Source organism: Brenneria uluponensis (genome assembly GCF_032395385.1).
Taxonomy (GTDB): Bacteria; Pseudomonadota; Gammaproteobacteria; order Enterobacterales; family Enterobacteriaceae; genus Prodigiosinella; species Prodigiosinella aquatilis.
This window is the reverse complement of the sequence record NZ_CP135917.1, coordinates 3,959,000-3,984,776: the sequence shown is the minus strand read 5'-3', so window position 1 is coordinate 3,984,776 and position 25,777 is coordinate 3,959,000. Positions and strand designations below refer to the sequence as shown.

At 49.8% G+C, this 25,777-nt stretch carries 20 protein-coding genes and 1 pseudogene; 18 read left to right on the top strand and 3 right to left on the bottom strand.

The features are described from left to right. The first annotated feature begins 98 nt into the window (after window positions 1–98). The 12 genes from pigD (at window position 99) to tsaA (ending at window position 15,737) form a co-directional block, all read left to right on the top strand. A complete protein-coding gene (gene pigD / locus RS889_RS18470; RefSeq protein WP_315708301.1) occupies window positions 99–2,699 on the top strand; it encodes a prodigiosin MAP biosynthesis protein PigD in 2,601 nt (866 codons plus the stop codon). Next, a complete protein-coding gene (gene pigE, locus RS889_RS18465) occupies window positions 2,696–5,257 on the top strand; it encodes a prodigiosin MAP biosynthesis aminotransferase PigE (protein WP_315708300.1) in 2,562 nt (853 codons plus the stop codon). Before pigD ends, pigE begins: the two co-directional genes overlap by 4 nt. A gap of 10 nt (window positions 5,258–5,267) precedes the next feature. Further along, window positions 5,268–6,314 (top strand): methyltransferase, encoded by a 1,047-nt coding sequence (locus RS889_RS18460; RefSeq protein ID WP_315708299.1) that lies wholly within the window; start codon window positions 5,268–5,270, stop codon window positions 6,312–6,314. Beyond that, window positions 6,308–6,571, top strand: coding sequence for an acyl carrier protein (locus RS889_RS18455; protein ID WP_021014645.1), 264 nt, complete (start codon window positions 6,308–6,310; stop codon window positions 6,569–6,571). Before RS889_RS18460 ends, RS889_RS18455 begins: the two co-directional genes overlap by 7 nt. Continuing rightward, entirely contained in the window at window positions 6,568–8,529 is a 1,962-nt protein-coding gene (locus RS889_RS18450) for an aminotransferase class I/II-fold pyridoxal phosphate-dependent enzyme (RefSeq protein ID WP_315708298.1), read from the top strand. Before RS889_RS18455 ends, RS889_RS18450 begins: the two co-directional genes overlap by 4 nt. 3 nt (window positions 8,530–8,532) lie before the next feature. Further along, window positions 8,533–10,008, top strand: a complete 1,476-nt coding sequence (locus tag RS889_RS18445; RefSeq protein WP_315708297.1) for an AMP-binding protein — start codon at window positions 8,533–8,535, stop codon at window positions 10,006–10,008. Further along, window positions 10,005–12,317 (top strand): prodigiosin MBC biosynthesis protein PigJ, encoded by a 2,313-nt coding sequence (gene pigJ / locus RS889_RS18440; protein WP_315708296.1) that lies wholly within the window; start codon window positions 10,005–10,007, stop codon window positions 12,315–12,317. The genes RS889_RS18445 and pigJ overlap by 4 nt, the downstream gene beginning before the upstream one ends. A 13-nt stretch (window positions 12,318–12,330) precedes the next feature. Continuing rightward, a complete protein-coding gene (locus RS889_RS18435; protein WP_021014649.1) occupies window positions 12,331–12,645 on the top strand; it encodes an REDY-like protein HapK in 315 nt (104 codons plus the stop codon). Then, on the top strand, window positions 12,614–13,321 hold the full coding sequence (locus RS889_RS18430) for a 4'-phosphopantetheinyl transferase superfamily protein (RefSeq protein WP_315708295.1): 708 nt from the start codon (window positions 12,614–12,616) through the stop codon (window positions 13,319–13,321). The genes RS889_RS18435 and RS889_RS18430 overlap by 32 nt, the downstream gene beginning before the upstream one ends. Next, window positions 13,311–14,390, top strand: a complete 1,080-nt coding sequence (locus RS889_RS18425; protein WP_315708294.1) for a prodigiosin biosynthesis protein PigM — start codon at window positions 13,311–13,313, stop codon at window positions 14,388–14,390. The genes RS889_RS18430 and RS889_RS18425 overlap by 11 nt, the downstream gene beginning before the upstream one ends. Window positions 14,391–14,408: 18 nt before the next feature. Next, a complete protein-coding gene (locus RS889_RS18420) occupies window positions 14,409–15,137 on the top strand; it encodes a DUF1295 domain-containing protein (RefSeq protein WP_315708293.1) in 729 nt (242 codons plus the stop codon). Between the two features lie 126 nt (window positions 15,138–15,263). Beyond that, window positions 15,264–15,737: a tRNA (N6-threonylcarbamoyladenosine(37)-N6)-methyltransferase TrmO gene (tsaA, locus tag RS889_RS18415; protein WP_021014653.1), complete on the top strand. Its 474-nt coding sequence runs from the start codon at window positions 15,264–15,266 to the stop codon at window positions 15,735–15,737. A gap of 90 nt (window positions 15,738–15,827) precedes the next feature. Here tsaA and RS889_RS18410 read toward each other — a convergent pair whose 3' ends face one another. Continuing rightward, window positions 15,828–16,727, bottom strand: a complete 900-nt coding sequence (locus tag RS889_RS18410; protein ID WP_315708292.1) for a Rossmann-like domain-containing protein — start codon at window positions 16,725–16,727, stop codon at window positions 15,828–15,830. Between the two features lie 991 nt (window positions 16,728–17,718). Between RS889_RS18410 and RS889_RS18405 the strand changes: the two genes are divergently transcribed. Continuing rightward, window positions 17,719–18,963: an aromatic amino acid transport family protein gene (locus RS889_RS18405; RefSeq protein WP_315708291.1), complete on the top strand. Its 1,245-nt coding sequence runs from the start codon at window positions 17,719–17,721 to the stop codon at window positions 18,961–18,963. Window positions 18,964–19,014: 51 nt separating this feature from the next. Here the strand turns inward: RS889_RS18405 and RS889_RS23875 are convergent. Then, window positions 19,015–19,260 (bottom strand): annotated as a pseudogene (locus tag RS889_RS23875) (EamA family transporter); the annotation flags it as partial. A 453-nt stretch (window positions 19,261–19,713) separates the two neighbouring features. Here RS889_RS23875 and RS889_RS18395 point away from each other — a divergent pair. The 5 genes from RS889_RS18395 to RS889_RS18375 all read left to right on the top strand — a co-directional run bounded on the left by RS889_RS18395 (window position 19,714) and on the right by RS889_RS18375 (window position 24,384). Next, window positions 19,714–20,043: a helix-turn-helix transcriptional regulator gene (locus RS889_RS18395; RefSeq protein ID WP_315708290.1), complete on the top strand. Its 330-nt coding sequence runs from the start codon at window positions 19,714–19,716 to the stop codon at window positions 20,041–20,043. Further along, a complete protein-coding gene (locus RS889_RS18390; RefSeq protein WP_315708289.1) occupies window positions 20,037–21,353 on the top strand; it encodes a type II toxin-antitoxin system HipA family toxin in 1,317 nt (438 codons plus the stop codon). Before RS889_RS18395 ends, RS889_RS18390 begins: the two co-directional genes overlap by 7 nt. Before the next feature lie 194 nt (window positions 21,354–21,547). Then, window positions 21,548–22,837 (top strand): chloride channel protein, encoded by a 1,290-nt coding sequence (locus RS889_RS18385; protein ID WP_315708288.1) that lies wholly within the window; start codon window positions 21,548–21,550, stop codon window positions 22,835–22,837. A gap of 183 nt (window positions 22,838–23,020) precedes the next feature. Continuing rightward, a complete protein-coding gene (locus RS889_RS18380) occupies window positions 23,021–23,650 on the top strand; it encodes a LysE family translocator (RefSeq protein ID WP_315708287.1) in 630 nt (209 codons plus the stop codon). A gap of 74 nt (window positions 23,651–23,724) precedes the next feature. Next, window positions 23,725–24,384, top strand: coding sequence for an O-methyltransferase (locus RS889_RS18375; protein ID WP_315708286.1), 660 nt, complete (start codon window positions 23,725–23,727; stop codon window positions 24,382–24,384). Between the two features lie 474 nt (window positions 24,385–24,858). Here the strand turns inward: RS889_RS18375 and RS889_RS18370 are convergent, their stop codons facing one another. Next, window positions 24,859–25,506: a pentapeptide repeat-containing protein gene (locus RS889_RS18370; protein ID WP_315708285.1), complete on the bottom strand. Its 648-nt coding sequence runs from the start codon at window positions 25,504–25,506 to the stop codon at window positions 24,859–24,861. Window positions 25,507–25,777 lie beyond the last annotated feature (271 nt).

Sequence of the window (25,777 nt, the reverse complement as noted above, 5' to 3'; positions counted from 1 at the left end):
GGTCATAACCACGGCAACGTCGTTACGGGCTGTGTCGTGCCAAATTTGTCTGATTGGCCGACGTCATAACTATATTTTGGCTGCATAAGGATTCGGTCATGACAACCATGATAGGACAAACAAGACAAGCAGGCTCCTCTTCTTATGAGCAGGCTTGGCAAGCAGAACAAGCCCCCTGTCCAGGGATGGAGCCCGATACCCTCACTGTGGGTGTGGTGGTAGTGACGCGCAATCCCGCATTTTTTCAAACCGGGCTCAGCGTGTTAAATGATATTCGCGACTATGTGTTCAATCGCGTGCATATTCAATCGGAACTTCCGCTGAAGTTATCTGAATTAGCGTCGGACCCGCTTTATTCCGAAGCCCGCGAAAAAGCTATTCATTTTCTAAAAAATCAGAGCAAGGCGCTCAATATTCAAGTCATCCAGTGTGCCAGTCTTGCCGAAGCGACGGGGAAAATTATTTATACCCATGCTCTGGAACAGCAGCCTGAATTTCAGATGGGAATGTTGTTTTACGATCAAACCTCGTTGGGGAATGTTGACGACAGCATTGAGAAAATTGACCGGGATCTGGACGCGTTTTATAGCGCCATGCAGAGAGGTGGGATCCCCGCTTTTTATACCACCTTCTCAACAGTAACCTTTATTCGTGATGTCCGTTCGTCGTTTCGTTATCTACCCCAGCAGTATCGGGAAATTGTCCGCAGTGAAGACCCCGCCATCTTCCAAACCGAACTGCTGTGTTTGTGGATGGACTTTTTTGAGATGAATTACACCAACCGCCGTGTCAAACCGATTGGGGCGTTGGCACTTCATAACACCCTGGCCGAGCAACTGATTCAGTTCTTTGAGCGTACCGCCGCCAGCCGTTGGTTGGTGTCTTACTATACCGGTTCGATCATCTCTAATCTGATCGGTTATCTGGACAGACATGCCGAAGCGCATGGTGCGTTAGTTCTGCGTGGCCCTAACGAACATGCCATTGCCTGTGGCGCCATGGCGAACTGGCAGCTTTATCGCATGCCTTTTCTGGGGGTTGTGACCTCCGGCATGATGGATGAATTTAAAGGCACGCTGATCAATCTGAAAGAGACGGCAGCACAGGGCATCATTGTTGCCGCAGAGAATCGTAATAATCAGTGGTATAGCTTCCAGGGCACACAGACGCCGACTGAAGATATGCGTGATGTCCTGGCCGCCAAGCGCATTCCGTATGTCTATATTGATGATGTTGACGGGATTGCTGATGGCCTGGCTGAAGTATTTCGGCTCTACCATCAGGCCCAGGGGCCGGTAGTTATTTTAGCGACGCAAAATGTACTGGAATCGACTCTCTCGTTGGAGCCGGTGCCGGGTGACTTGCCGCCGGTTTCTGGTTTGCCAGCCTATGACTGCCCACCGATAAGCGACAGTTTTGAGCAAGCCATGGCGCTGATTAATGACGGGCCGGAAAAACTGGTCTGGCAGTTAGGACCGGTCAGTGACGATGAGTATGCCCTGGTTCATGAAATTGCCGATGCTGCCGGCCTGGCGCTGGTGGATTCGTTAGCGCATCCGGGTTCGGCACCGAAATATTATCAGGGCAAGCGCAATCCCCACTATTTGGGAACCCTGGCCATTTATGGTTATAGCCCCCGGGTTTACAACTTCCTGCATACCAACGACAAACTCAATCCAATGAGTGATCAAAGTGTGTTTATGATCAAAAGCCGTGTGGCGCAGATCACCACGCCGTTCTCTGATGGTCGGCTCGAGCGCAAGGTGCATTTGGTACAACTCACGCACGATGAACGACACTTATCGCCGTACGCTGATTTGAAACTGCATATGGATTGCCTGACTTTCCTCCGGGCGGTGAAAGCCAATCTGCATGTCGATGCGGCACTACGGGAGAAACGCAAAGCGCTCATTGCTGCCTATCTGGATTCCCCTTCAGATGTTGTTAGCCAGTTACCCAGCCTGCCGATGTCGGCGAACTACTTTTTTTGCCAATTGAATCGGGTTATCGAGAATTTAATCAAGACGGAAAATTTCGATTTTACCGGGGTTTACGATGTGGGGCGCTGTGGTATTTCAGCGGTACGCAATGTTGCCAAGACGCGGCGCGGTTTCTCGGGTTGGTATGGTCGGGCCTTGATGGGCGATGCATTACTGGCCACCAGCTATCTGGCGCATACCAGTCCCACCCATGTGGTGGCGTTTATCGGCGACGGGGCCAAAGGGATTGTGCCGGATATTTTACCCGCCTTTATCGACAACATTCTCACCCATCCGCAGTTACTCAATAAAAGCATCACCATTTTCTATTTTTGCAATGGCGGCTTGTCGGTCATCAACACCTATCAGGAACGTATTTTGTTTAACCGCACATCGCGGCAGATGCGCCTGGTGAACGTTGATCAACCCGCGTTTGAGCAGACGGTGGATGATTTTCATATTCAGGGTAAAACACTCACTCATTTTGATGAGGACACCATTCGTCATGCATTGATGACACCCAAACGACTGAACCTGTTTTCAGTGGTACTGGGGCATAACAATGAAGGGGATGGCATTTCGTTAGCCACAGCCAAAGGTTGGCAACGCGACCCCTGCGACCGGGAAGCGCTGCAAGAGCGCAAAGACTGGGCGGCTCGCCAGCCCGAATCGACAAGCACTTCATTCGACCAAGGTCAAAACAAGGAAGCTATATCATGAAGTTTGGATTTATCGCTCATCCAACCTCGGTTGGTTTAAAACGCTATGTCAAAATGATTGATTTATTGCAGCGTAATTCGACGGAGTTGCATAGCGGGTACAAACGAGACCTTTGGCGCCGGGAAAACCTGGTCCCTTTCATGAACTTTGCCAAAATTACCTCAGCGACCGGCGCTACCTGTGAGGGAGTGATCAAATACATGCCGCTGGTCGCGGATGAGATGCTGGCTGATGCTCGCGGCATTGCCAATCGTGTGGTGTCGGGTATCGAAGAGCTGGTCGAGGATGGCGCTGAACTGGTCGGTTTGGGAGGATTCACCTCCATCGTCGGGCGGCGCGGTGAAGCCACCGCCGAGAAATCACCGGTTCCGGTGACCTCCGGTAATTCGTTAACCACCTATGCGGGTTACAAAGCGCTGATGCAGATTCAGTCCTGGCTGGATATTCAGCCAGAGCAGGAGCCGGTTGCGATTGTCGGCTATCCGGGCTCCATCTGTTTGGCGCTGAGCCGGTTATTGCTCGCCCAGGGTTTTTCCCTGCATCTGCTGCACCGGGCCGGCCATAAAGATAAAGACGAGTTGCTCAGCCATTTGCCGGAGCAGTATCGCTCACGCGTCACGTTGACCAGTGATCCCGAGGATTTATACCCGCGTTGTAAACTGTTTGTCGCCGCAACATCCGCCGGAGGCGTGATTGACCCGTATAAACTGCAACCGGGTTCGGTCTTTATTGATGTGGCACTGCCCAGAGATATCAATTCTGACACGCGTCCCGATCGGGACGACATTTTGATTATCGACGGCGGCTGCGTTACGGCCACCGATGCGGTCAAACTGGGTGGTGAGTCACTGAACGTCACCATTAAACAGCAACTGAATGGCTGTATGGCGGAAACCATTGTTTTGGCACTGGAAAATCGCCGGGAGAATTTCTCGTTGGGCCGCTATCTGGCGCTGGATAACGTGCTTGAAATCGGGGAACTTGCGGAAAAACATGGTTTCCTGGTCTATCCACTGGCCTCTTATGGTGAGCGGATTGATCGTCAACGGGTGATCAATCTTAAGCGTTACTATCACCATGATATTTATTCCGATGAACCTGATAATGAACAACAACCGGCGTCGCAGTTAGCCTTTATCGACGCGATTATTGCCCAGGATCCCGCCAGAGAAGACACTCTGGATCGCTACCATCAGTTCATTAACCCGATGATGGTGGAATTTCTCAAACTGCAACACTGTGACAATGTATTCCGGCGGGCCTCGGGTACTCAGCTGTTTACCGCTGACGGAGAAGCCTTTCTGGATATGGTGGCCGGTTATGGTTGCATCAATCTGGGTCACAATCCGCAACCGATCATCGATGCTTTAAAAGCCTATCTCGATGCTCAGGGGCCCAATTTTATTCAGTATATTTCGATCCCCGAGCAAGCTGCCAAGTTGGCCGAAGTGCTCTGCCATTTCGCCCCTGGCAATATGGGGAGAGTGTTCTTCAGTAATTCAGGGACGGAGGCGGTCGAGGCGGCAATGAAGCTGGCCAAAGCGTCGACGGGCAAGGCCGGCATTGCGTATCTGAAAAATAGCTACCATGGCAAAACGCTGGGCGCGTTATCCATTACCGGACGAGAAAAACACCGCCGTCATTTTAAGCCACTGCTAGAGTTGATGGTTGAAGTGCCGTTTGCTGATATTGAGGCACTGCGGCAAACCTTAAGCCGTGATGACATCGGCGCGTTGATGATCGAACCGATTCAGGGTGAAGGTGGGGTCCATATTCCTCCGCCTGGATATCTGCAAGCCGTTCAGGAGATCTGCCGCCAAACCGACACCTTACTGATGGTTGACGAAGTACAAACCGGGTTGGGGCGCACCGGGAAGCTCTTTGCCTGTGAGTGGGAAGGGATCGAGCCGGATGTACTGATGCTATCGAAATCACTGTCCGGCGGGGTAATGCCTATTGGCGCCACGTTATGTCGGGCTGACATTTGGCAACGGGCCTATGGCACCGCAGACCGCTTTTTGATGCACAGCTCGACCTTTGGCGGCGGGAATATCGCGGCGGTGGTGGCACTCAGTGCGTTAAGAGAAATTCTGGCTCAGGATCTGGTTGGGAACGCCGAGCGACTGGGCACGTACTTTAAGCAGGCGCTTACCGATGTCGCTGCCCAATACCCCTTTGTGGCGGAAATCCGCGGACGCGGCTTGATGTTAGGGATCCAGTTCGATCAAACCTTCGCTGGTGCCGTTAATGCTTCGGCCCGCGAATTTGCCACCCGACTGCCTGGTGACTGGCACACAACCTGGAAATTCCTGCCTGATCCGGTACAAGCCCACTTAAAGGCGGCGATGGAGCGTATGGAACAATCACTGGGTGAAATGTTCTGCATGAAATTTGTGACCAAGCTTTGTCAGGATCACAACATTCTGACCTTTATTACCGCCAACAGCTCAACCGTTATTCGAATTCAACCGCCACTGACCATCAGCAAAGCTGAGATCGATCGCTTTGTCAGTGCGTTTGCCACGGTGTGCGATGAGCTATCAACATTTTTAGAGTAAGGACGCTGAAATGACATTAACCAAGCAAGACGCAGTCAACCAGATGATGGGCTTTTTTCAGTCCAAAACGCTGATCACGGCGCTGTCATTAAAGTTGTTTGATCACCTGCGTGATCAGGATCGCAGCGCTAAACAGATGGCCGCATTACTCAACTGTCCTTTGCGTTCGAGCGAGCAGTTACTCATTGCCTTGCAGGCGATGGGATATCTTGAAAAACAGGACGGTCTTTATCATTTGCCGCAGGAACACCGGGCGTTTTTGGTCAGCGATGAACCACAGTGGCTGGGATGGCTGGGCCGTCATATCGACACTTTTCTATACCCGCTATGGGGAGAGTTGAAAGCGGCTGTTGAAAACGATACCCACCAGCGCCAGACCGTCTTCGGCGATGATCGAAGCTGGTTCGATATTTTGTACCAGAACCCAGATGACGTGACTGATTTTCAGGAGTTTCTGGGAAAATTCGCCGCCCCTTTTATCGACGGGTTTATTCAGGATTATGACTTCTCACAGCATCAGGCATTTTTAGATATTGGCAGTGGGATTGGGAGTTTGCCTATCGCGGTAGCCAATGCCTATTCGGGCGTGAATCTGGCGATTTGCGAGCTGCCCCAAACGTCGACGTTTTTGCGTGACAAGTTGGTTCAGCAAGGTTATGGGCAGCGGATCCAGGTGCTTGAGGGGGATGTGATTAGCGGTGATTTGCCGATTGGCGATTATGACCTGATCCACCTGGGATGGATGCTGCATGACTACGCTCCTGAAACGCAATTGATCATCTTGAAAAATATCTATGATGCGATGCCGGTCGGTGGTCGGTTTATCGCCTCGGAAACGCCGCTGAATGCGGATAAGTCAGGCCCTGAGTTTACCGCACTGTTATCGCTGAACATGCTGGTATCCACCGATGGCGGTATCGAAAGCAGTCCTCAGGAGTATCTGTCCCGGTTTCATCAGGCAGGATTCAGCAATGCCCGGATCATGGATATATCCGGTCCTCGTACACTGATAGTCGGCGAGAAAACAACGCATAACAACGGGAGTTCACAATGTTAGAAAGTAAATTGATAAACCATATTGCTACTCAGTTTTTGGATGGTGAAAAGGATGGCCTGGATAGCCAAACGCCCTTGTTTGAGCTGAATATAGTTGACTCGGCTGCAATTTTTGATCTGGTGGATTTTTTAAGGCAAGAGAGCAAGGTCTCGATTGGCATGCAAGAGATTCACCCGGCAAATTTCGCCACCGTGCAGAGCATGGTTGCGCTGGTGCAACGGCTGAAGGCGCATCCGGAGCAGGGAGGCGCGGCATGAACGATGTAACGACCGAGACCTATGAAACCCTGAAACAATCTGTATTGCACACCTTCGCGCAATTGACCGGATACAACGTGTCAGAGCTATCGTTAACCAGCCATTTGGAAAATGATCTGGGGGTGGATTCCATCGCGTTGGCAGAGATTGCCGTCTCGCTGAGCAGACAGTTTCAGCTTAATACGCCATTGTTGATTCAGGATATAAACACCATCCAGGACACGCTTGACGGCATTTTGCAACGCGAGTTTCAATTGTCGGAAAAGGTCGAGCCGGCAGCAATTGCTCTCTCCGGGGACGCTGACCTTTGGCTTGGTAATCTTGTCCGTCAGATCTTTGCCAGCCATAGTGGCTATGATGTTAATGTGCTGGCGCTGGATGCTGAAATCGAAAGTGATCTGGGGATAGACTCGGTGTCGGTGGCGTCCGCTCAGGGTGAACTATTCAATACGCTGCAATTAAATAGCGAAACCATCATCGCGAATTGCAACACGTTGTCAGCGTTGAAGCAGTGTTTAGCAGCGCGTCTGGTGCAAGAAAAAGGTCAGGATTGGTTTGAACAACGTGGGAGAGGGCAATCCGACTCCGACATTGACCATGATGCCGACACGACGACGGAGGTGACTCCGCCAACAGCGACACCCGTCGCGATCAATGCCGAGATCGGCGATCCACGCACCATGCGTGATTTTGTGGGAATAGAACATCCGGATATTTTCCACAAGGCGCGGGAATTCCACCTCTTTTATCAGGATAAAAAGAAACGGCAGCTCTATTTCTATGGCATGCCGCTGGAGACGCCGTGTAAAAACCGGGCCGTTATGTTTGATGAAGCAACCGGTCAACATCGTGAGTTTTTAATGTTTGGCTCCAACAGCTACCTGGGGTTGTCGAATCATCCGGAAATCATTCATGCCATCCAGGATGCGGCCAGCTTATATGGGGCCACCAATACCGGCTGTCGTATTATCGCCGGCAGTAATGTGCTGCATTTAGAGCTGGAGCGCAAACTGGCCAAACTTAAAGGTCGTGATGACTGCATTGTGTATCCTTCCGGTTACTCAGCCAACCTGGGGTGCATCTCGGCGCTGACCAGCAGACACGATTTGGTGTTTACCGATGCCATCAATCACATGAGTATTCAGGATGGCTGTAAGCTGGCTGGCGCGCAGCGCAAGATCTACAACCACTCCTTGACCAGTCTGGAAAAATCCCTGGCCAAATATGCTGATCATCCTGGCGGTAAACTGATTGTGACCGATGGGGTGTTCAGTATGCATGGCGACATTGTTGACCTGCCCAGGTTGATGAAGTTGGCCGAGCGTTACGGTGCACGCGTGTTGGTGGATGATGCGCACTCCACTGGTGTTTTAGGGAAAACCGGGGCGGGGACATCGGAACACTTCAATATGAAAGGTCAGGTGGATCTGGAACTGGGAACCATGAGTAAAGCGTTGTCCGGTCTGGGAGGCTATGTCTGTGGTGATGGCGACGTGGTTGAGTATTTACGCTTTTATTCCAACTCCTATGTCTTTGCCGCCACCATTCCGGCACCCGTGGCGGCGGGAGTGATCGCCTCAATTGATGTGATGCTGCGTGAACCCGAGCGTTTAGCCAAACTGTGGGACAATATTTACTACTTCCGCACCCGATTACTCAATGCCGGTTTTGATCTTGAGAACTCTGATTCGGCCATTATTCCGATTGTGGTCGGCGATGATGCCAAGACGCTCTTCTTTGGTCGAGCGGTTCGGGCGCGGGGAATGTTTTGCCAAACGGTCGTTTTCCCTGGTGTCAGCGTAGGGGATGCGCGGTTACGCATTAGCATCACCTCTGAACACACTCGGGAAGATTTGGACGAAGCGTATGCGATCCTGGTGGCATCGGCTCTGGAAGTCGGTGTGCCGGTTAATGCATCCGCTCATCAGGAAGAGAACGCGAGTGTCGCGGAGGCTTAACCGATGACAATATCCACTCCCGTGATTATCGACAGTCTCATCAGGCACGCCCAGCGAACGCCAGAACAGACAGCCTTATTGTGTGGTGATCAACACTGGAATTATCGGCAATTGGTCACTCGCGCTCACGTTATGGCCTCGGCCCTGCGACAGGCCGGATTATCGGGTCAGGCCATTTTGCTTAATCTGCCGAAAAGTCTGGATGCGGTTGCGGCGATATATGCCACCTGGCTAAGTGGTAACCACTACATTCCCATTGACTATAGTCAGCCGTCATCACGTATTGAACGCATTATTGCCGCCGCCGCCCCGGCGTTGATTATTGATACGGCGTGGTTAGCCACACTCGATAGCCAACCCTCTTTCGATGCGGAGCAACCGGTTGGGCGTGTGGTGTACCACAATCCCATCGCTGCCATTTTATATACCTCCGGCTCGACAGGCACCCCGAAAGGGGTGCAAATCAGCCACGAAATGCTGGGCTTTTTTATCCAGTGGGCGGTGCGGGATACGCAACTGACAGCGCGGGATGTGCTGTCCAATCACGCCAGTTTTGCGTTTGATTTAAGTACCTTTGACCTGTTTGCCAGTGCTTATGTCGGTGCTGCCACCTGGATTATTCGCGAAAGCGAACAGAAAGATTGCGCCGCGTTGGCACAGGGGCTGCAAAGACATGCGGTATCGGTGTGGTACAGCGTGCCTTCCATTTTAGCCATGCTGGAAAAAAGTACACTGTTGAACCCGACGCTCGGCCAATCTCTGCGGCAAGTCATTTTCGCTGGCGAGCCCTATCCGGTCACGGCGTTAAAACGGCTCTTGCCTTGTTTGCCTCAGCCATGCCGGGTCAGTAACTGGTATGGCCCCACAGAAACCAATGTCTGCGTGGCCTATGCGATTGACCGGGCGCGACTGGCTATGTTGAAACAGGTGCCGATTGGACTTCCCCTTGAAGGACTGACGGCACAGCTCGAAGATGAAAATGGTGACCGACATCCGCTGACGGCACAACTGTGCTTAAGCGGCGAGTTGCTGATCAGCGGGCCGTGTGTGACGCCGGGCTACAGCAATGTGGTCGTTCCCCGGCAGGCCGCTTTGCATCCACGTCAATGCCATGCCACCGGGGACTGGGTAGAGATGACGCCAGAGGGTCTGGTATTCCGTGGTCGTATTGATGATATGGTCAAAATCAATGGTTATCGAGTGGAGTTAGGCGAGATTGAATCGGTACTTCATCAGCATCCGGCGATTGATCGGGCGGCGCTATGTGTCGAACTCGGGGATCTCCGGCAGACATTAATCATGGTGATCAGTCTACAGACTGGCGCGGTGCCGCCGGGTCTGCTGGAACTAAAACAGTTCCTGCAACAGAAACTTCCCTCTTATATGATCCCCAATAAGCTGGTGATCACCGAAAGTTTGCCGGTTAACGCCAATGGCAAGGTTGATCGTAAGCAGTTAGCCGGGGTGGTTGCGGTATGAGTAATGATAAACACATCTCACCACTGGCGGTGGTCAGCATGGGGTGCGTGTTGCCCGGTGTTGACCATTTTCGGGCGCTAGACACTATTGCGGATTGGGAAACGGTGTTTCAGTCGGCGTCTCCGCTGGCGTGGAGCGAGACATCCCGACCAATTCAAGGTCGGCAGGTGGATGATTCCGGGTTTGATTTTAAAAAGTTTTCTATTCCGCCTTTATTCAGGAAAGCCGTTAGCCGGGAAACCCGTTTGGCACTGCGGGCTGCCGAAGATGCTCTGGCCGGGCTGGTGTTGCCGGAATCACTGCGTGACTGCTGCGATCAGTTTTGTGCCATTCACCTGGGCAGTGATGCTGCCTACCGCAATGCGACGAAAGTGGGCGCGTTACGGGCATTAGCCGAAAAACTTCAGGCGCAAGGTTGCCCGGCGGCGGAGGTGAGGCGTCGGCTTGACGACTATAAACAACCGCTGGCGGAGTCGCTTGGGTGTTCATCTCATGATCGGGTGGGGGAAATGGCCTCCAGCATTCCTGCGCGAATCGCTCACTTTGCTCATACGCGCGGTAAATGTCAGACCCTCGACGGTGCTGACAAGGGCGGGCTACGTTTATTGCAACTGGCTCAGGACTGCTTTCGCTATCATGATAGCCAGATGGCGGTGTTGACTTCTGTTCAATGCTTTCACCATCGTCCCCAGGCGTACATGCTGCTCGAACAAGGGGTATCGCAGGATGCCTGTTGGCTGGAAGGCGCGATTAGCCTGGTGGTGTGTCCCCTCGCGGTGGCGCATGAGCAAGGGTGGCCAGTGCTGACCCAACTCGGGGATATTGTGACCACCCATGATGGGTCACCGCAACCTGAGGCAGACCATCCGGCCGCGTTATACTTTGCCGGAGCCAACCAGGTTTTTTGCCAGATCGTTGAGATGGTGCTGCGTCAGCATCAGCGTTGTGAAGGCCGGTCCTTTACTGGCGGGCGTTGGCAGGTCAACGTAGCGCAAACGCAGTCATTGATTCCCGCCGTGGATGACCGTGTCGCGATTGTCGACTATCAGCCGATTACCGGTCAGGGATTGGACAAAACGCAGTTTTGGCAGACGCTGGAGCAGGGTGAAGATGCGCTGCGGGAGCATAGTGCGGCGCAGCTTAATGCTGAGGCGTTTGTGCGCACCACCCAACAAAAACTCAGTACCTATATTCATCGTACGATGAGTTTTCCTGCGCATTCACCCAGTGACGTGGCGCTGGAAAAACCGATGATGCCGGCCAAAAAACAGCGTCTGGATGTGACGCAATTGTATGCGCTGAATAGCTGCCATTCCTGGTCTGAAAAAATCCGCCAATTCGAGCGTGTGGCGATCATCATTGCCAGTAATTTGTCGTTAAGCGCGGATCGGTTACAGGCTATGAGGGCATTATGGTCCGGCCTGCCGGGTTCAGAAGGAGCAATCCCTCTGCCTGAGCTGCCTTCGATTAACCACTGGAGTTGGTACGGTGCCTGCGGCATCGGGACAGCACAGCTTTTGGCGCAATATTTTGGCATTAGCGCTGATTGCTATGCGGTGGAAGCCGCTTGTGCCAGTTCGCTGGCCGCAGTGCATGATGCGGTCAGGGCACTGCAAGCGGGACGTTATGACGCGGTGATTGTTGGCGGCATTGAAACGGCGACATTAGAGCGGGATCTGGTGCTGTGCAGCGCGCAAATGATGCTTTCGGTCTCGCGCATTCGCCCGTTTTCACAAGGCGCTGACGGGTTTACGCCGGGAGATGGTGGTGGTTTTGTTATGCTGACCCATCACCCTGTACCTCGGGCGATTGCCACCATTGAAGCGATATCGGGTTCTTGCGATAGCTATTCCATGACGGCGCCAGATCCACTGGGACAGGCGCTGGCGATCAAGAAAACCCTGAGTCTGACCGCCATTGATGCCCAAACAGTGCAGTACCTTGAAGCACACGGTACAGGCACTGAACTTGGGGATCGATCGGAAGTGATGTCACTGAAGTACAGTTATCACCGTGACAAGCATTCACCGCTGTATATCGGGTCGGCGAAGTACAACTTTGGTCACTGTTTCGCCGGTGCTGGTGCGCTCAGTTTGTGTAAAGTGTTGAGCGCATTCGAACATGAGCGGATCCCCCCCACGCCAGTGTCTGAACTCAATGTTGATTTACCCTTGGGCGATATCCCGGCGGAGGTGCCACAACAGGCCATACCCTGGCGGCTGTCTGAGGATGGTCAGCGCAAGGCGGCGATCAACGCCTTTGGCACTGGCGGTATTAACTATCACCTTGTCATCAGACAATCGTCTTAAAAAGGAAGTGTAGATGAAGGTTATCGTCCATAAAATTCGCCTGAAAGATATTACTCAGCGTTCGGCATTTCGTCATTGGGTTGAAACCACGGATTATTGCGCTTGCGAGAGCCTTGACGCCGTATTGGCCTTTGAAGTGGTTGAGGTCAGTCAGGTGGCGGAAGCGCCATTTCACTTTATTGAGATTATTCACATAAGCTCAATGGACGCCTTTGCACAAGAGATGCAAACCCCGCTTTTTCAAAGACTGGTGAGCCAGTTTGATCAACTGGCTGAGGTAGTTGAGGAGATAGCGGGTGAGCGGATCGCCGATGGTTATCCATCATAAAGACGGCGCTGTGCCGCCATGGGTTAAGCGCGGGCATCATCATCGAGGTATTACCATTTCGGTTGCCGAATGCCACACGATAGGGGTTGCCCTACAACAACGGATGGTGAAACAGCAGGCGCGTGAACTGGCGGTAGCGCTGTTGAATCGGGTTTGGCAAACCGGGGATGGCGCCTCTCAGATGGCGGGTTTTACACTGACCCATCGGCCGAGTGGTCAGCCGGTGGGTGAACATCCCCTGTTGGGCGAATATGCGGTGTCGATCAGCCATTCGCATTCATGGTATGCCGGGGCGACCAGCGACACTGCGGTGGGAATCGATCTTCAGCAGTATCGCACCTTTGGTACAACGGCGTGGCGTTACGCCTTTGCTGCCGGTGAACAGCATTGGGGCCGGGTTCAGGCGTGTGCGGCCTGGGCCATTCGGGAAGCATTTTTAAAAAGTCATGGTTGTGGACTTCCCTATCGGCTCAGGGATATCCGGATCGATTGGCATAATGCGTTGGTATCGCATCCTGGCCAACTGGAGTGCCGGCAGTTTTGGCTGTGGTATAGCCTGGACTGGGTATGCGCACTGTGTTTTCCGTTACAGGGATCATTGATGACTGACATGGATATTGTGGTGGTTCCCGGTGGGTCTATCGAGCAACAAGGGGAATATCATCATGGTGAATGACGCATTTGAACAAGCATTGCAAAATGCCATCAATATCGCACGATTAGCACCATCATCACATAATTGCCAGCCTTGGTCTGTTCACTACGATGCGGTTACCCGATGTGGTGGCGTCGCGATTGATCGGCAGCGCGCCCTCAAGGGATTACCTTCTCTGGAGCGCGAGATGCTGATGAGTTGTGGGATCTTCTTTGAATACTTGAGTACGTTGCTCAAATATTCGGGCTATCCGCTTGACTGGCAGTGGGTGGGGGCGCAGCAGAACGGCTCGACCGACATGTTGATATCGTTTGCGCCGGGTGCGCCATGTGTCGCTGATCTGGCGGCTTATCAGCAATGGGTGCAAAGGATCAGCGATCGGCATACGGTCAGAACGGCCTATCAGCCGACACAGGTGAATGAACAACAACAGGCACAACTATACGCGTTATTTGACCGCTCACCGGTGACTTGCAATATCAAATATGGCGAAGCAACGCGTCATGACGTCGCTTTTCTCACGGCAAACTATGCATCGCTTGATTTTGCCGATCAACAGGCCTGGCGGGAAACCTATCACTATATTCGGTTCAATGAGCAGCAGGCCGCCGAAGATGGATTTTATCTGCATCATCTGTTTGGGCCGGTGTCATGCGGATTCAGGTGGTTTTTCCGGATTGCGTTTCATCCCAGGCTAAGTTGGCTGGCAAAACGATTGCGATTGCCTGCTTCCATGGCGAAAGGGCTGGCCGAACTGGTGGTGGAAGGCCCGCAATACCTGGCGTTGAGCCTTGAACATGAGAGCGACGAAAATCTGTTTATCGCCGGAATGAAGCTTGGCCAACTGTGGCTGATGTTACAGTCGTGGGGGTGGAGCTTGCATCCGATCAGTGTACTGGTGCAGCACGCCACTGCGCGGCGCGCTTTGGCTGACACTGCCCGGCTCACCGGATTACCGGTTTTTTTTGCGCGTTTTGGTCAGCACCGTCAGTCAGGAATACCCACCCCAAGACGCGCCTGGCAGCGTATTTTAACCACAACACAGCATAGTTTCTCCCCTGAAAACGGGGCTGATGTAAAACAACCCTAACCGGATAAGGAATCGATAATGGACGTTTGGATTGCAGTGGTTGCCGTATTATTAGTCATGTCTGTTCTGGCCTTCGTGACGAGCCAAAAGGCACGGGATACCCGGCCGATGTTTTTGTGGGGATTCAATGCGATGGGGCCGGTTGCCTTGGTATTTTGCTATTTTGGTGAGGGTGATATAAACCATAAAGTCCTGATCCTGGCCTTTGTCGGTATTTATCTGCTTCATATGAATATTGTGCTGACACTATGGTACGGCAATACTGCTGCATCCAAACTCAAGGATGTGTTACCCACACAACAGGTGCCGTTGTTAGCGGTGATGATGGTGAACATCTTCGGGTGGTTGTATTGCCTGCCTTTTTACTGGGCCAGCCAATTGCAAGGGCCATTTGGCACAGTTCAATGGGTAGCCATCGTGGTTTATAGTCTCGGCACCCTCTATCACTTTGGCGGCGACTACCAAAAGCGCCGCTTCAAACAAAATCCGCACAATAAAGGCCAGATCCTCTGCTCCGGGTTTTGGGCGACGTCTCGTCATCCCAATTATTTTGGCGACTTTCTGATTTTTGCCAGTTTCGGACTGCTGGCGGGCAACTGGTTTGGGGTAATTGCGCCGCTGACCAATATTGTCCAATACTTCGCTGATGCGATTCCCAAAAGTGAGAAAATGGCCGAACAGCGCTATGGTAACGCCTGGCTTGACTATAAAAGGAAAGTGAAGTGCTTTATCCCCTTTATCTTTTAGTGGATAGCTCAGGGAACAGTAGCGGTTTGATTAACAATAGCTTGGGGCATCAAGGTCACTCTTTCATGGCATATGCTCTATTCAAGCGGTAAAATATTGCCACCATCTACTGTTAATGAGCATCAAATGATTAAGTTTTCTGAAATCGGCAAGGCTATGACAGAGTTCGAATCCGTCGATGGCGTTCCATTACAAGGATATGGTATCTCCGACTCTCGTGGGACGATCGTGCTTTTTGATGATTACGCCGAAGGATTACAAGATATTGAGGGGTTCTCCCACCTTTATTTGCTGTTTCATCTGCATCGTTCTAATAACCATAGTCTTAAGGTAAAACCGTTCCTGGATACTCAGGAGCGAGGCGTTTTTGCTACTCGCTCACCAAGACGGCCTAATCCACTTGGTCTCACTATTGTGCAATTAGAACGCCGGGAGGGAAATGTCTTGCATGTTCGAGGTCTGGATCTGCTGAACGGCACACCCATTATTGATATCAAACCTTATATTCAAGCTTTCGATAATGTTCAGGGAACCCGTGATGGCTGGTATTTGCAGGGGATGAATCCACATCAGACGCTATCTGACGAGCGTTTTAAATAGAACATGAATTCGTTACCGGTTGCTGTTTTCATTGTTATTGCCGAAGTTAAGATGCCGCCGGTTGGTTTTGTGGCTATGTTGTGTATGGTGTCAGCGCCCACAAAAGCAGTAGTGATCCAGATTCAAGATCTTTGCTGCTGCTGAGATCGTGACACCAAAAAAGGTAACCGGTTTTTGAGATTGTAAAAACTGGCAGATGGTGCCATTAACCAACGTCGATCCGGTTGCCAGGATCTGGTCACACCAATCGATGGCTGTCTCGGTCTGCGATTCATCTTCGATAGTGACGCCATATTTGTGCTGGCCTATATTGCTCGGATCAAGATCGATTACCCGAATAGGCTGTTTGCTCGACAAGTTTTCCAGAATCCTCGGCTGTAGACCGATCAGTAAAATTTTTTGATCTGCCATCACCGCACTATCTACCTGTTTGCCGCACAGGACGATTTCATCGTTTTTACAATGTACGGTCTTATCGCATAGTTTCAGGTGTCGATAAACTGCATTGAGTGCGGCAATAAAATCAGCCCGCTGCTGGTCATTCTCCAGTGGCAGTTCAAGGATCTGCTGTAGTGAATACTCGCTGTTGTGATAGTGATCGGTAAACGCCTGGCCCCGGCTCCCCATAAAATCCGCCTCGATCATCTTTTCATGACCTCGAATAATGGGGTAGTCCTGATGTTGAGGATGACCAATAGCTTCAACCGAGCTGAGCGCCTGACAGCGGATTTGCAACGTTTCCCGCTGAAGATCGAATTTGTTAACTTGCTCAAGAAAATCCTTTTTGAGAAGCGCATACAGCTTGTTGATTTCGTTATCTGAATGCAGCTTGTTGTGCTGATAGGATGATTCGAGTTGTTGTAGCTGTTGTATAAATTGCGGGTAATTTAGTTTTGTTGCGTCAGAAGACCACATCATCTTCCAAATGCTACGCTTTTTTAGGCCCAATTTACGCAATGTGATGATCTTTCTGAGGTCATGGTAATTCATAGATATCTCTTTATACTCTGGTCCGGATGAGCTGCGGGCTTGTCCAGACATGTGTTTTCCCGTGAGTCAGACAGTCAATCACTGTACATCAGACGGTTTCTAGCGTGTTGGCTAATGTCCGGCGTGAAGCCCCTGTTGATATCGTAGCCCGTCGTTGTTACATCCTCGGGTAAATCGGCTATGTCGACTATTCGAGCTCATCTGCATAATGACGCAGAGATCCGAGCTTTGATTCAGTTTAACGCTTCGGCAGGCTGCCTGGTCGCAAAGTTTCTCTTTATTTTAAGGTTTGGAAACGATCCTGCTGATCAATCAAAAGAGCAGGTGCTACATATAGAACAATATGGCATATGCTATATTTAAGCAAGAAGAACCTCTCCCTAATCTGGTCGATCTGAAGTACGCTTTACTCTGACGTGGTTAGGCCGGCTACCCGCCGTCTTGTCTGGAAACGATTTTGCTCTGTTATCGTACTTTTATTTCCCTTCCCCTTCTGATAATTGTTCACGGATAGTTAACGTTGTGTTGCGTGATGGCCTGGCTGTCGCATTATGCCCCGCAAGATGATTGACAGCTGAAAGGTGACAGCTAGTACATCGTAATACTGATGATGTATTTGTTATATCACTTATTATTCATGAATTTATTAGCTATTCCATCAAGATGTGCAACAACAGATCATCATCTCATGATCGAAATTGGATCCTTCAATTATTTGCAACTGGCTCTAGATTACAGGGCCACATTCTGCATAAATAAAACTTATTGTTTCAGAAATGTGAATGAATGGTGTAACTGGTACCCTTTGGCGATATGAAACCGTCAGGACCAGGTGTGATGGATCGCGCTACAGAATTTAGGTGTATCTGGAGCTGAAATGCCTGCGCATACCCGTCCTGAAATTTATCGGGTATAGCGATGTGGCTGTTAACCACTGGCAAATTAACTTATCCCGCTAGCCGGCGCTACCGGGGAAGAAAGGATGATACATATGTCTTCTGATAATACCTATATTTCTTCGGCGATTACCACCGTGGCACGAACACCTGCACCGGCCAAACCTCTGAGCTTTCTCGAAGGGGTGGCGATGATCGTCGGCACCAACATTGGCGCTGGTGTCCTCTCTATTGCCTACGCCTCCAGCAAATCCGGCTTTTTACCATTGTTGTTCTGGTTGGTGTTGGTCGGTGTGCTGACCACCATTACCATGCTGTATGTCGCTGAATCCACATTGCGTACGCATGCCCATCTGCAACTGAGCGGATTGGCAAAGCGTTATGTCGGTGGCATGGGCTCCTGGCTGATGTTTGCCTCGGTTTGCGTCAATAGTGTGGGAGCGCTCACCGCTTATATGACCGGCAGTGGCAAGCTGTTGCAGTCTTTGTTCGGTATTTCCCCAGCGATCGGTAGTCTACTGTTCTTCGCTCCTGCCGCAGGGGTGCTGTATCTTGGGCTAAAAGCGATTGGTCGCGGTGAGAAATTTATCAGTATCGGCATGGTTGTGATGCTGAGCGTCCTGGTAGTCGCGACGCTATTGAAAGACACGACCCAGATGCACAATCTGTTGGACGGTGACTGGCGTTTTATGGTGCCGGTATTCAACGTAGTGGTGTTCTGTTTTTCGGCACAATATATCGTGCCGGAAATGGCACGCGGCTTTACGGACAAGCCTGAGCAGTTGCCAAAGGCGATTATCGTTGGCATGGTGATGACCTTTGTGCTGCTGACGGCGGTGCCGATGTCGGTGATTGCACTTGGCGGACTGAATAGTATCTCCGACGTAGCAACTATTTCGTGGGGCCAGGCGCTGGGGCAGTGGGCGTTTTTCTCCGCTAACATCTTTGCGTTGTGCGCGATGTTGACCTCTTACTGGGGGCTGGGCGGCAGTTTTCTGAGCAATATTTTCGATCAGTTCAAACTGGGTCGTGATGAGCAACCGCTACGTCGTTTCAGCGTACTGCTGTTAGTGGTGTTGCCACCGTTCGTCCTGGCTTACAGCGGTTTGGTGTCATTCGTCAACGCACTGTATTTTGCCGGCGTATTCAGTGGGGTGATCTTGTCGGTTATGCCGATGTTGATTCTGCGAGGGGCGCGTAAGCATGGTGACAAAGTACCGCGCTGGCAGTGTAGTTGGATCACCCACCCACTGTTGCAGGTCAGTATTGTGTTGCTGTATCTGTCCAGCGCAGTGTATGCCATCGCGTCACTGTTGGACTATCTGCCCGCTGGCTGGTGATGCTCAATGAATTTGAGTAGGTGCTAAAAATAGTAACGGATAAGACCTTATTTATTCTGAAAGCGCTGCCTTAGGTGACGACTTAGCCAGCGTTTTTGAGCACAACCAGATCCCGACCATGATGAGCCCGGCACTGATAAGGTGGAATGATTCAAATTTGGTTCCCAGAAACACGACACTAAAAATGCCTCCAGACAGTGGAATAATATGGGTATAGATTTCTCCTCGGGTGGCACCAATTTCAGCAATACCACGATTCCAAAACAAATAAGACAGCCAGGATGGGAAAAGTGCCAAATCCCCATCAGCAGCGCAGCTGTAAGCGCCCAGCGTGCTTCGGTCATAACGACAGGGTTTGCCCCTTTGACCAGAATATGGCCCACCACATAGTTTCCTCCCCGGAACATGGCAGCGAGTGTCAGTAGCACGTAAGGCATCATGTGTTCTTCTGTCATGGGCGTGAAAAAAACATACTCTGCCGTACCAATTTTATTAATGTTGATGATCAATAGATTCTCAAGGTTATGGCCTTTCCATTACGCCTACATCGGGTGCCATCACGCCGGTTTTTGTCGTTGGTATTAGCGGTATTATATTTTAATGTCCTATATTTGTTACTTTAAGCGGTTTTTTTCGTATTGTGTGCTTAATTTTGAACCTTAACTAGTAATAAAATAAAATTCTGTTTATGTGCTACAATTGGCTCATTAACTATAATTTTAAGATATAAAGTGCCATTTAAGGAGCATTATGACTTTACTTGAAAGGTCGGCATCTTCGATTGCTGAAGAGCTAGGCGAGCGTTTAAAACAGGCTCGACTGAACAATGATCTGACCCAGGCAGAAGTAGCTGAACGTGCCGGGATCACGCGAAAGTCAGTCCTTAATGCGGAAAAAGGGAGAGTTCAGCTAGACGTTTTTGTTGCCATCATGGCTGCGCTTAATTTAACAGAGCAATTAGAGCGTTTTCTTCCTAAGCAACAGATTTCGCCGCTCCAGCTATCCAGGCTACAGGGTAAAAAGCGTCAACGCGCCTCAGGACAGCGAAAAAGCAATGAAGAGGATGTACCAGAATGGTGATGGAAGTTATTAATGTCAGCTATAAAGACCATGTAGTCGGCGCCGTAAGTTTTGATACGGACAGCGGGCTTGGTGCTTTCGAATACGATCCTGGTTTCATCAAGAAAGGCATAGAACTCGCTCCTCTGAAAATGCCTTTAGCAAAACGCATCTATAGTTTCCCAGAGCTGAATTTTAATACTTTTAAAGGGTTACCCGGTTTAATCGCAGATTCACTGCCTGATGATTTTGGCAACGCGGTACTTAATGCATGGGTCGCCACACAAGGTAAATCTCCCAGCACAATTACACCACTTCAAAGGCTCCAATATACCGGGAAGCGTGGTATGGGGGCGCTTGAGTATATGCCCGCAACCAGAATGAAGGGGCTAAATGCAACGAAACAGGTTGAGATTAACGCCCTGATTTCTATCGCACAGGAAATATTGGATTCTCGAAGCAACTTCGACATTGAGCTTAACAAGGATGGTCAGGAAGACAGAGAAGCCATGCTGTCTTTGCTTTCCGTCGGTATGAGTGCCGGTGGTGCAAGACCGAAAGCCGTTTTAGCTTTTAATGCAGACTTTACTCAGGCTCGTTCAGGCCAATCCAGTGTTCCCGCTGGGTTTACCCATTACTTAATGAAATTTGACGGTGTAAGCGAACACAATAAGAACCAGGAGACTTTCGGTGATCCTTTGGGATTCTGTGCGATGGAATATGTTTATTATCTAATGGCTAAAGGCTGTGGCATTAACATGATGCCGTGTCGGTTATTACCTGAAGGAAATCGCAGACATTTCATCACACAACGATTCGACCGCCTCGGGAATAAAAAAGTCCATGTTCAAACACTGAATGGCATTGCACACGTCGATTATAAAAAGCCGGGTTCATTTTCCTACTCAGAGCTTTTTAGTGTGGCAAGGCAACTTAAATTGTCAGCAACTGATGCCGAGCAGTTGTTAAGAAGAATGACATTCAATATTGTTGCTCGAAACCATGACGATCACTCCAAAAACGTGGCTTTCATTTTAACCGGAGATACGTGGTCGTTGGCTCCAGCCTACGACTTAGCCTACAGCTATAAACCGGGAAGCCAATGGATAAACTGTCACTGGATGAGCTTGAATGGCAAACGGGATGATTTTGTTCGCCAGGATTTTTATGCACTTGAAAAGTTGAGCCCGCTTTTTACCAAAGGGCGCATCAACAACATCATTGATGAAACCATCGAGACGGTATCTGGTTGGAGAAAACTCGCTGATATACAAGAGGTTCCAACATCATTGATAGATGAGGTTGAATCAAATTTAAGGTTAAAAATGTAGTTTAAACACAAGAGCAGCGCCACAAACACATGATACACGTCAATTATTTATAGTATAAATAATTTAAGCTACGAGGAAAGCGGCGCGCGAATCGACGGAAACGTAGATGATTCAGTGAGTAAGGTGAACACCTTCCTCCTGTAATATCGCGAGTATATCGTATACCAGTAACGGCTAATCCACGATGGTGAACTATGTCATATTCCCCCCCTTTCAACTGGCGCTTCATCACTGGACTGGTGTTGACCGGGATTGTGGCGGGAATAGGCGGCATTCTCTTGACGTTGCTACTGCATGCTGTTCAGCATCTGGCCTATGGCTACAGCCTGAATCATATTTTGGGTCAACAACATTTTCTCGATGGCGTCACTGCGGCTGTTCCCTCACGTCGCTTTCTGGCCATGATGATGTGCGGCGTGGTAGCTGGCGCGGGATGGATGCTGCTGTATCGTTATGGACGCAGGCTGGTCAGCATCTCCGCAGCACTACAGAACTGCGCCGTCAGCATGCCGATCAGGGAGACGCTGATCCATATTGTTTTGCAGATAGTGACCGTGGGGTTAGGCTCGCCGCTGGGGCGAGAAACCGCGCCTCGCGAGCTAGGCTCGTTATTCGCATCTCACTTAAGCCAGCGGTGGTCCTTACTCCCTGAACAGGCGCGTGTCCTGATAGCCTGTGGCGCCGGCAGCGGTTTAGCCGCAGTCTATAATGTGCCGCTCGCTGGCGCAGTGTTTTCCATGGAGGTTTTGTTAAAAAAAACCGGACTGAAACTGACCTTCTGTGCGCTGCTCACCAGTGTTCTTGCCACACTCACCGCCCGTTATGTACTGGGCGACAATTATCAGTATCCTCTCAATGCTACATTCCATATATCGAGTAGCCTGGTTATCTGGGCACTCCTGGTCGGCCCCATTTTCGGTGCGGCAGCCTGGCTATTTTCTCGTATGATGCACTCTGCCAAGCAATCGATACCGCAGAATAAGCGCCTGCTTATTTTCAACCTGATTAATTTCACGTTGATGGGCGTACTGGTTCTCTGGCTGCCGGAATTGCTTGGCAACGGGAAAGGTATTGCCGAAATGAGCTTTACCAGCCAGTTGTCGATAAGCTTGGCGCTACTGCTGTTAATCTGCAAAACAGGAGTGGTGTGGGGCTCGCTGAAAGCCGGCTCCCGAGGTGGATTATTGACCCCCAGCCTGAGCTGTGGTGCGCTGCTTGGGTATATTACCGGAGCCGTGTGGAACCTGTGGTTCCCGGAGTACGCGCCAGGCGCTTTCGCTCTTGTGGGAGCCACCGCATTTCTGGGTGCCGCAATGAACATGCCTTTCACCAGCATTGTGCTGATCGTGGAGTTTACGCATGTCGAGCCTGATTTCTTGATACCATTGATCGTCGCGACGGCGGGTGCAACGCTAACCGGGCGTTATCTGCATAAACAGGATAAGGTCACTCTTGTGCGCACCGGCGAAAAGCAAACGCCATGAAAATCACGAAGTTTAAAACATCAATACAGTGAACTTATCACCAAAAAATATACATATATCATTTAGTTAGCAATGCCTTTGGCTTGTTTTCGGAGTCATTAATGAGTTTGATGGTTTAGTTTAACTATGTTGTAATTTTGTAGATTTCGCGCACTGAAACCGTGGGATGATGAGGGATGCGTTATGCCAGAAATTCATAATGTGGTTGGTTTTGCTTTCATTGCCTTGGGTCTGGTACTAACACCTGGCCCGAATATGATTTATCTGATTTCTCGCTCGATTTGTCAGGGGCGAATGGCTGGATTAGTTTCATTACTTGGTGTGGCAGTTGGTTTTGTTTTTTATATGTTGTGTGCCGCCTTTGGCATCACCACGTTTTTGATGATGGTGCCCTTTGCCTATGACACATTAAGAATTGCCGGTGCTTGCTATTTAATCTATCTTGCATGGCAAGCGGTGAAACCAGGTGGTAAATCTCCATTCAAGGTAAAAGCATTACCGCCAGATAGTAATAGAAAATTGTTTACGATGGGATTGATTACCAACCTGCTTAACCCTAAAGCTGTTGTTATGTATCTCTCTTTATTGCCACAGTTTATTTCACCTGAACATGGCTCTGTTTTATATCAATCTCTATTTCTTGGTTTTATGCAAATTATTATCAGTGTTACTGTCAATGCCATTATTGCGATCAGTGCCGGCACAATTGCCGTATATCTTGCCAACCGTCCCACCTGGTTGCAGGTACAACGTTACCTGATGGGAACGGTATTGTTTGGCTTGGCGACAAAAATGATAATTGATAATAAATGACTTACGCCTGGAACTGTCGGGCTGAATTGATATTCTCGCTATATTGTTATTTTCGTATTCACCGGAGGATCAGTATGCAGCAGAAATGGCAGGATGTAGATGCGTACCTGGAACGTAGTTTACTTCCGAAGAATGCTAATCTGGCGCAAACCCTGGCGCTAAATGCTGAGCGGGGCTTGCCGCCACACGATGTGTCCTCTCTGCAAGGGCAATTTCTGATGCTAATGGTACAGATCAGTGGTGCACGGCGGGTACTGGAAATCGGCACGTTGGGGGGCTTCAGTACTCAATATATGGCGCGGGCGCTGCCGCCGAACGGCAGTCTGGTCACGTTGGAGAAAGAAGCCGTCAATGCGCAGGTGGCGCGTGAGAATCTGATGCGGGCCGGTTTGCAGGATCAGGTGACAATTATTGTCGGCGAAGCGGCTCAGTCGTTACCAACTTTACAGCATCAGCCGCCATTTGATCTGATCTTTATCGATGCCGATAAACAGAACAGTCTGCTTTATCTGGAATGGGCTATCAAGCTCAGTTGTGTCGGAAGCGTAATCATTATGGATAATGTTATCCGCGGCGGCGCTATTGTTGATGTGCAGCGTGACGTGCATGCCGAAGGAATTTGCCAGATGCTGACCGCGGTGAAGGGGTTACCGGCGCTAACCGGCACCGCATTGCAGACCGTTGGAAGTAAAGGCTGGGATGGTTTTGCCCTGTTTCGCGTACAAAATCGATAACCCTTCTTTGCTATGTCATGTCCCTGAGACGAAGGTTGCGTTCAGTCTTGAACCATTGGTGCAGATGCGCTGATTTAAATTATACGATTAGGTGAATATATGGGGCCGGAGTCAATCGGGTTGAAGCCATCTGCCCTTGATTTTGTGCTCACTCTGTTTTCAACACAACCAACGAAAGTGAGGTCACTGTGGCAAGACATCAATACACCCCGGAGTTCGAGCGCGGATAGCGCGATGTTGCGGTTACTTTTAAGTAAGGCGTTATTACTGTCTTCTATGCAATAATTCTGTTCGGCGTTATTGTTCACTCAAATAATATGACACCAATAAGCGTGAGATTAATTTTAGTTCAGGGAGTGGTGACTGTATTAGTGAATATTATCTTGAGTGGAATTATTGCCTCGGGCAATACTCGGTTTATCTGTGATTTTTATATTAAAAATAAGAAAGTGCCACAAATTATGGTTCACTTGCTCAAGAAATAATAATACCTAATTCTGAAATCAAAAAGGAAATCTGCCATGCATCCAATTTAACCCCTGTAAGGTTGACTTTTCTTAAATCAAGTCCATGTAGCGATGAGCCTCTTAAGTCGCTTTCGGTGAAATCGGCATCGGTCCATCGGATACCCGAAAACTCGCCATTAGAGAGATCCGAGCCTTTAAATATAGCTTTCGTAATATCTGTTTCAAACCATTTGTTTTCCCTCAGAATACAGTTCTCCATAATGATACCTGCCAGGTTTGCATTGCTGAGATTGCAATTCTCTATTTTGCCCGAGCAGAAAAATTTATTTTTGGCAATGAAATTTGCAAAGCTGGCGTTTTCAAAATCTGCACCTATCAATCTACAGTTCAGAAATTCTGCGCCAAAAGCATCTGTGTAGCTAAAAGAGCTTAATGATAAATCACAGTTAATAAATCTGGTTTCTCTTATATTTCCATGATGGAATGAACATCCCATATTCCTTTCTTTATCATAGAAATCGCATGAAATAAAGGTAGCTCCACTTAGATTTATCCGTGTAAATTCACATTCGGAAAAATCGGCTAACTCAAATGTTTCTCCGGTAATAACAGGGAAATTTTCATTATTAAAATGTAAGGTTTTCAAGGCTACCACCCGATTATCCAGTTTTATTCTTATTACAATATTTTGGTAATTCCATTCGCTGAGTGTAATAGATTACTAACTCCTGACCAAATTTTGCTACAAGTTCAAGAATATTATCTCTATTCAGGAAGCCAGATTCAGCGCGCCACGACAAGGCGTGCCTGACATCCGAACGGTATGTCCGTGACTTAGATTTGGTGGCTGCTGCCACAGAGACTGATGTCATGTACTACTCTATTTATATTGGTAAATCGGTCCCGGCAAGCGGTGAAAGACGCTC

Bases quoted from the DNA above. Each gene is read 5' to 3' on its own strand.
- RS889_RS18445 (WP_315708297.1), top strand. From the start codon at position 8,533: ATGACAATATCCACTCCCGTGATTATCGACAGTCTCATCAGGCACGCC.
- RS889_RS18395 (WP_315708290.1), top strand. From the start codon at position 19,714: ATGACTTTACTTGAAAGGTCGGCATCTTCGATTGCTGAAGAGCTAGGC.
- pigJ (WP_315708296.1), top strand. From the start codon at position 10,005: ATGAGTAATGATAAACACATCTCACCACTGGCGGTGGTCAGCATGGGG.
- RS889_RS18385 (WP_315708288.1), top strand. From the start codon at position 21,548: ATGTCATATTCCCCCCCTTTCAACTGGCGCTTCATCACTGGACTGGTG.
- RS889_RS18405 (WP_315708291.1), top strand. From the start codon at position 17,719: ATGTCTTCTGATAATACCTATATTTCTTCGGCGATTACCACCGTGGCA.
- RS889_RS18450 (WP_315708298.1), top strand. From the start codon at position 6,568: ATGAACGATGTAACGACCGAGACCTATGAAACCCTGAAACAATCTGTA.
- RS889_RS18455 (WP_021014645.1), top strand. From the start codon at position 6,308: ATGTTAGAAAGTAAATTGATAAACCATATTGCTACTCAGTTTTTGGAT.
- RS889_RS18390 (WP_315708289.1), top strand. From the start codon at position 20,037: ATGGTGATGGAAGTTATTAATGTCAGCTATAAAGACCATGTAGTCGGC.
- RS889_RS18435 (WP_021014649.1), top strand. From the start codon at position 12,331: ATGAAGGTTATCGTCCATAAAATTCGCCTGAAAGATATTACTCAGCGT.
- RS889_RS18460 (WP_315708299.1), top strand. From the start codon at position 5,268: ATGACATTAACCAAGCAAGACGCAGTCAACCAGATGATGGGCTTTTTT.
- pigD (WP_315708301.1), top strand. From the start codon at position 99: ATGACAACCATGATAGGACAAACAAGACAAGCAGGCTCCTCTTCTTAT.
- RS889_RS18410 (WP_315708292.1), bottom strand. From the start codon at position 16,727: ATGAATTACCATGACCTCAGAAAGATCATCACATTGCGTAAATTGGGC.
- RS889_RS18425 (WP_315708294.1), top strand. From the start codon at position 13,311: ATGGTGAATGACGCATTTGAACAAGCATTGCAAAATGCCATCAATATC.
- pigE (WP_315708300.1), top strand. From the start codon at position 2,696: ATGAAGTTTGGATTTATCGCTCATCCAACCTCGGTTGGTTTAAAACGC.
- RS889_RS18380 (WP_315708287.1), top strand. From the start codon at position 23,021: ATGCCAGAAATTCATAATGTGGTTGGTTTTGCTTTCATTGCCTTGGGT.
- RS889_RS18420 (WP_315708293.1), top strand. From the start codon at position 14,409: ATGGACGTTTGGATTGCAGTGGTTGCCGTATTATTAGTCATGTCTGTT.
- RS889_RS18375 (WP_315708286.1), top strand. From the start codon at position 23,725: ATGCAGCAGAAATGGCAGGATGTAGATGCGTACCTGGAACGTAGTTTA.
- tsaA (WP_021014653.1), top strand. From the start codon at position 15,264: ATGATTAAGTTTTCTGAAATCGGCAAGGCTATGACAGAGTTCGAATCC.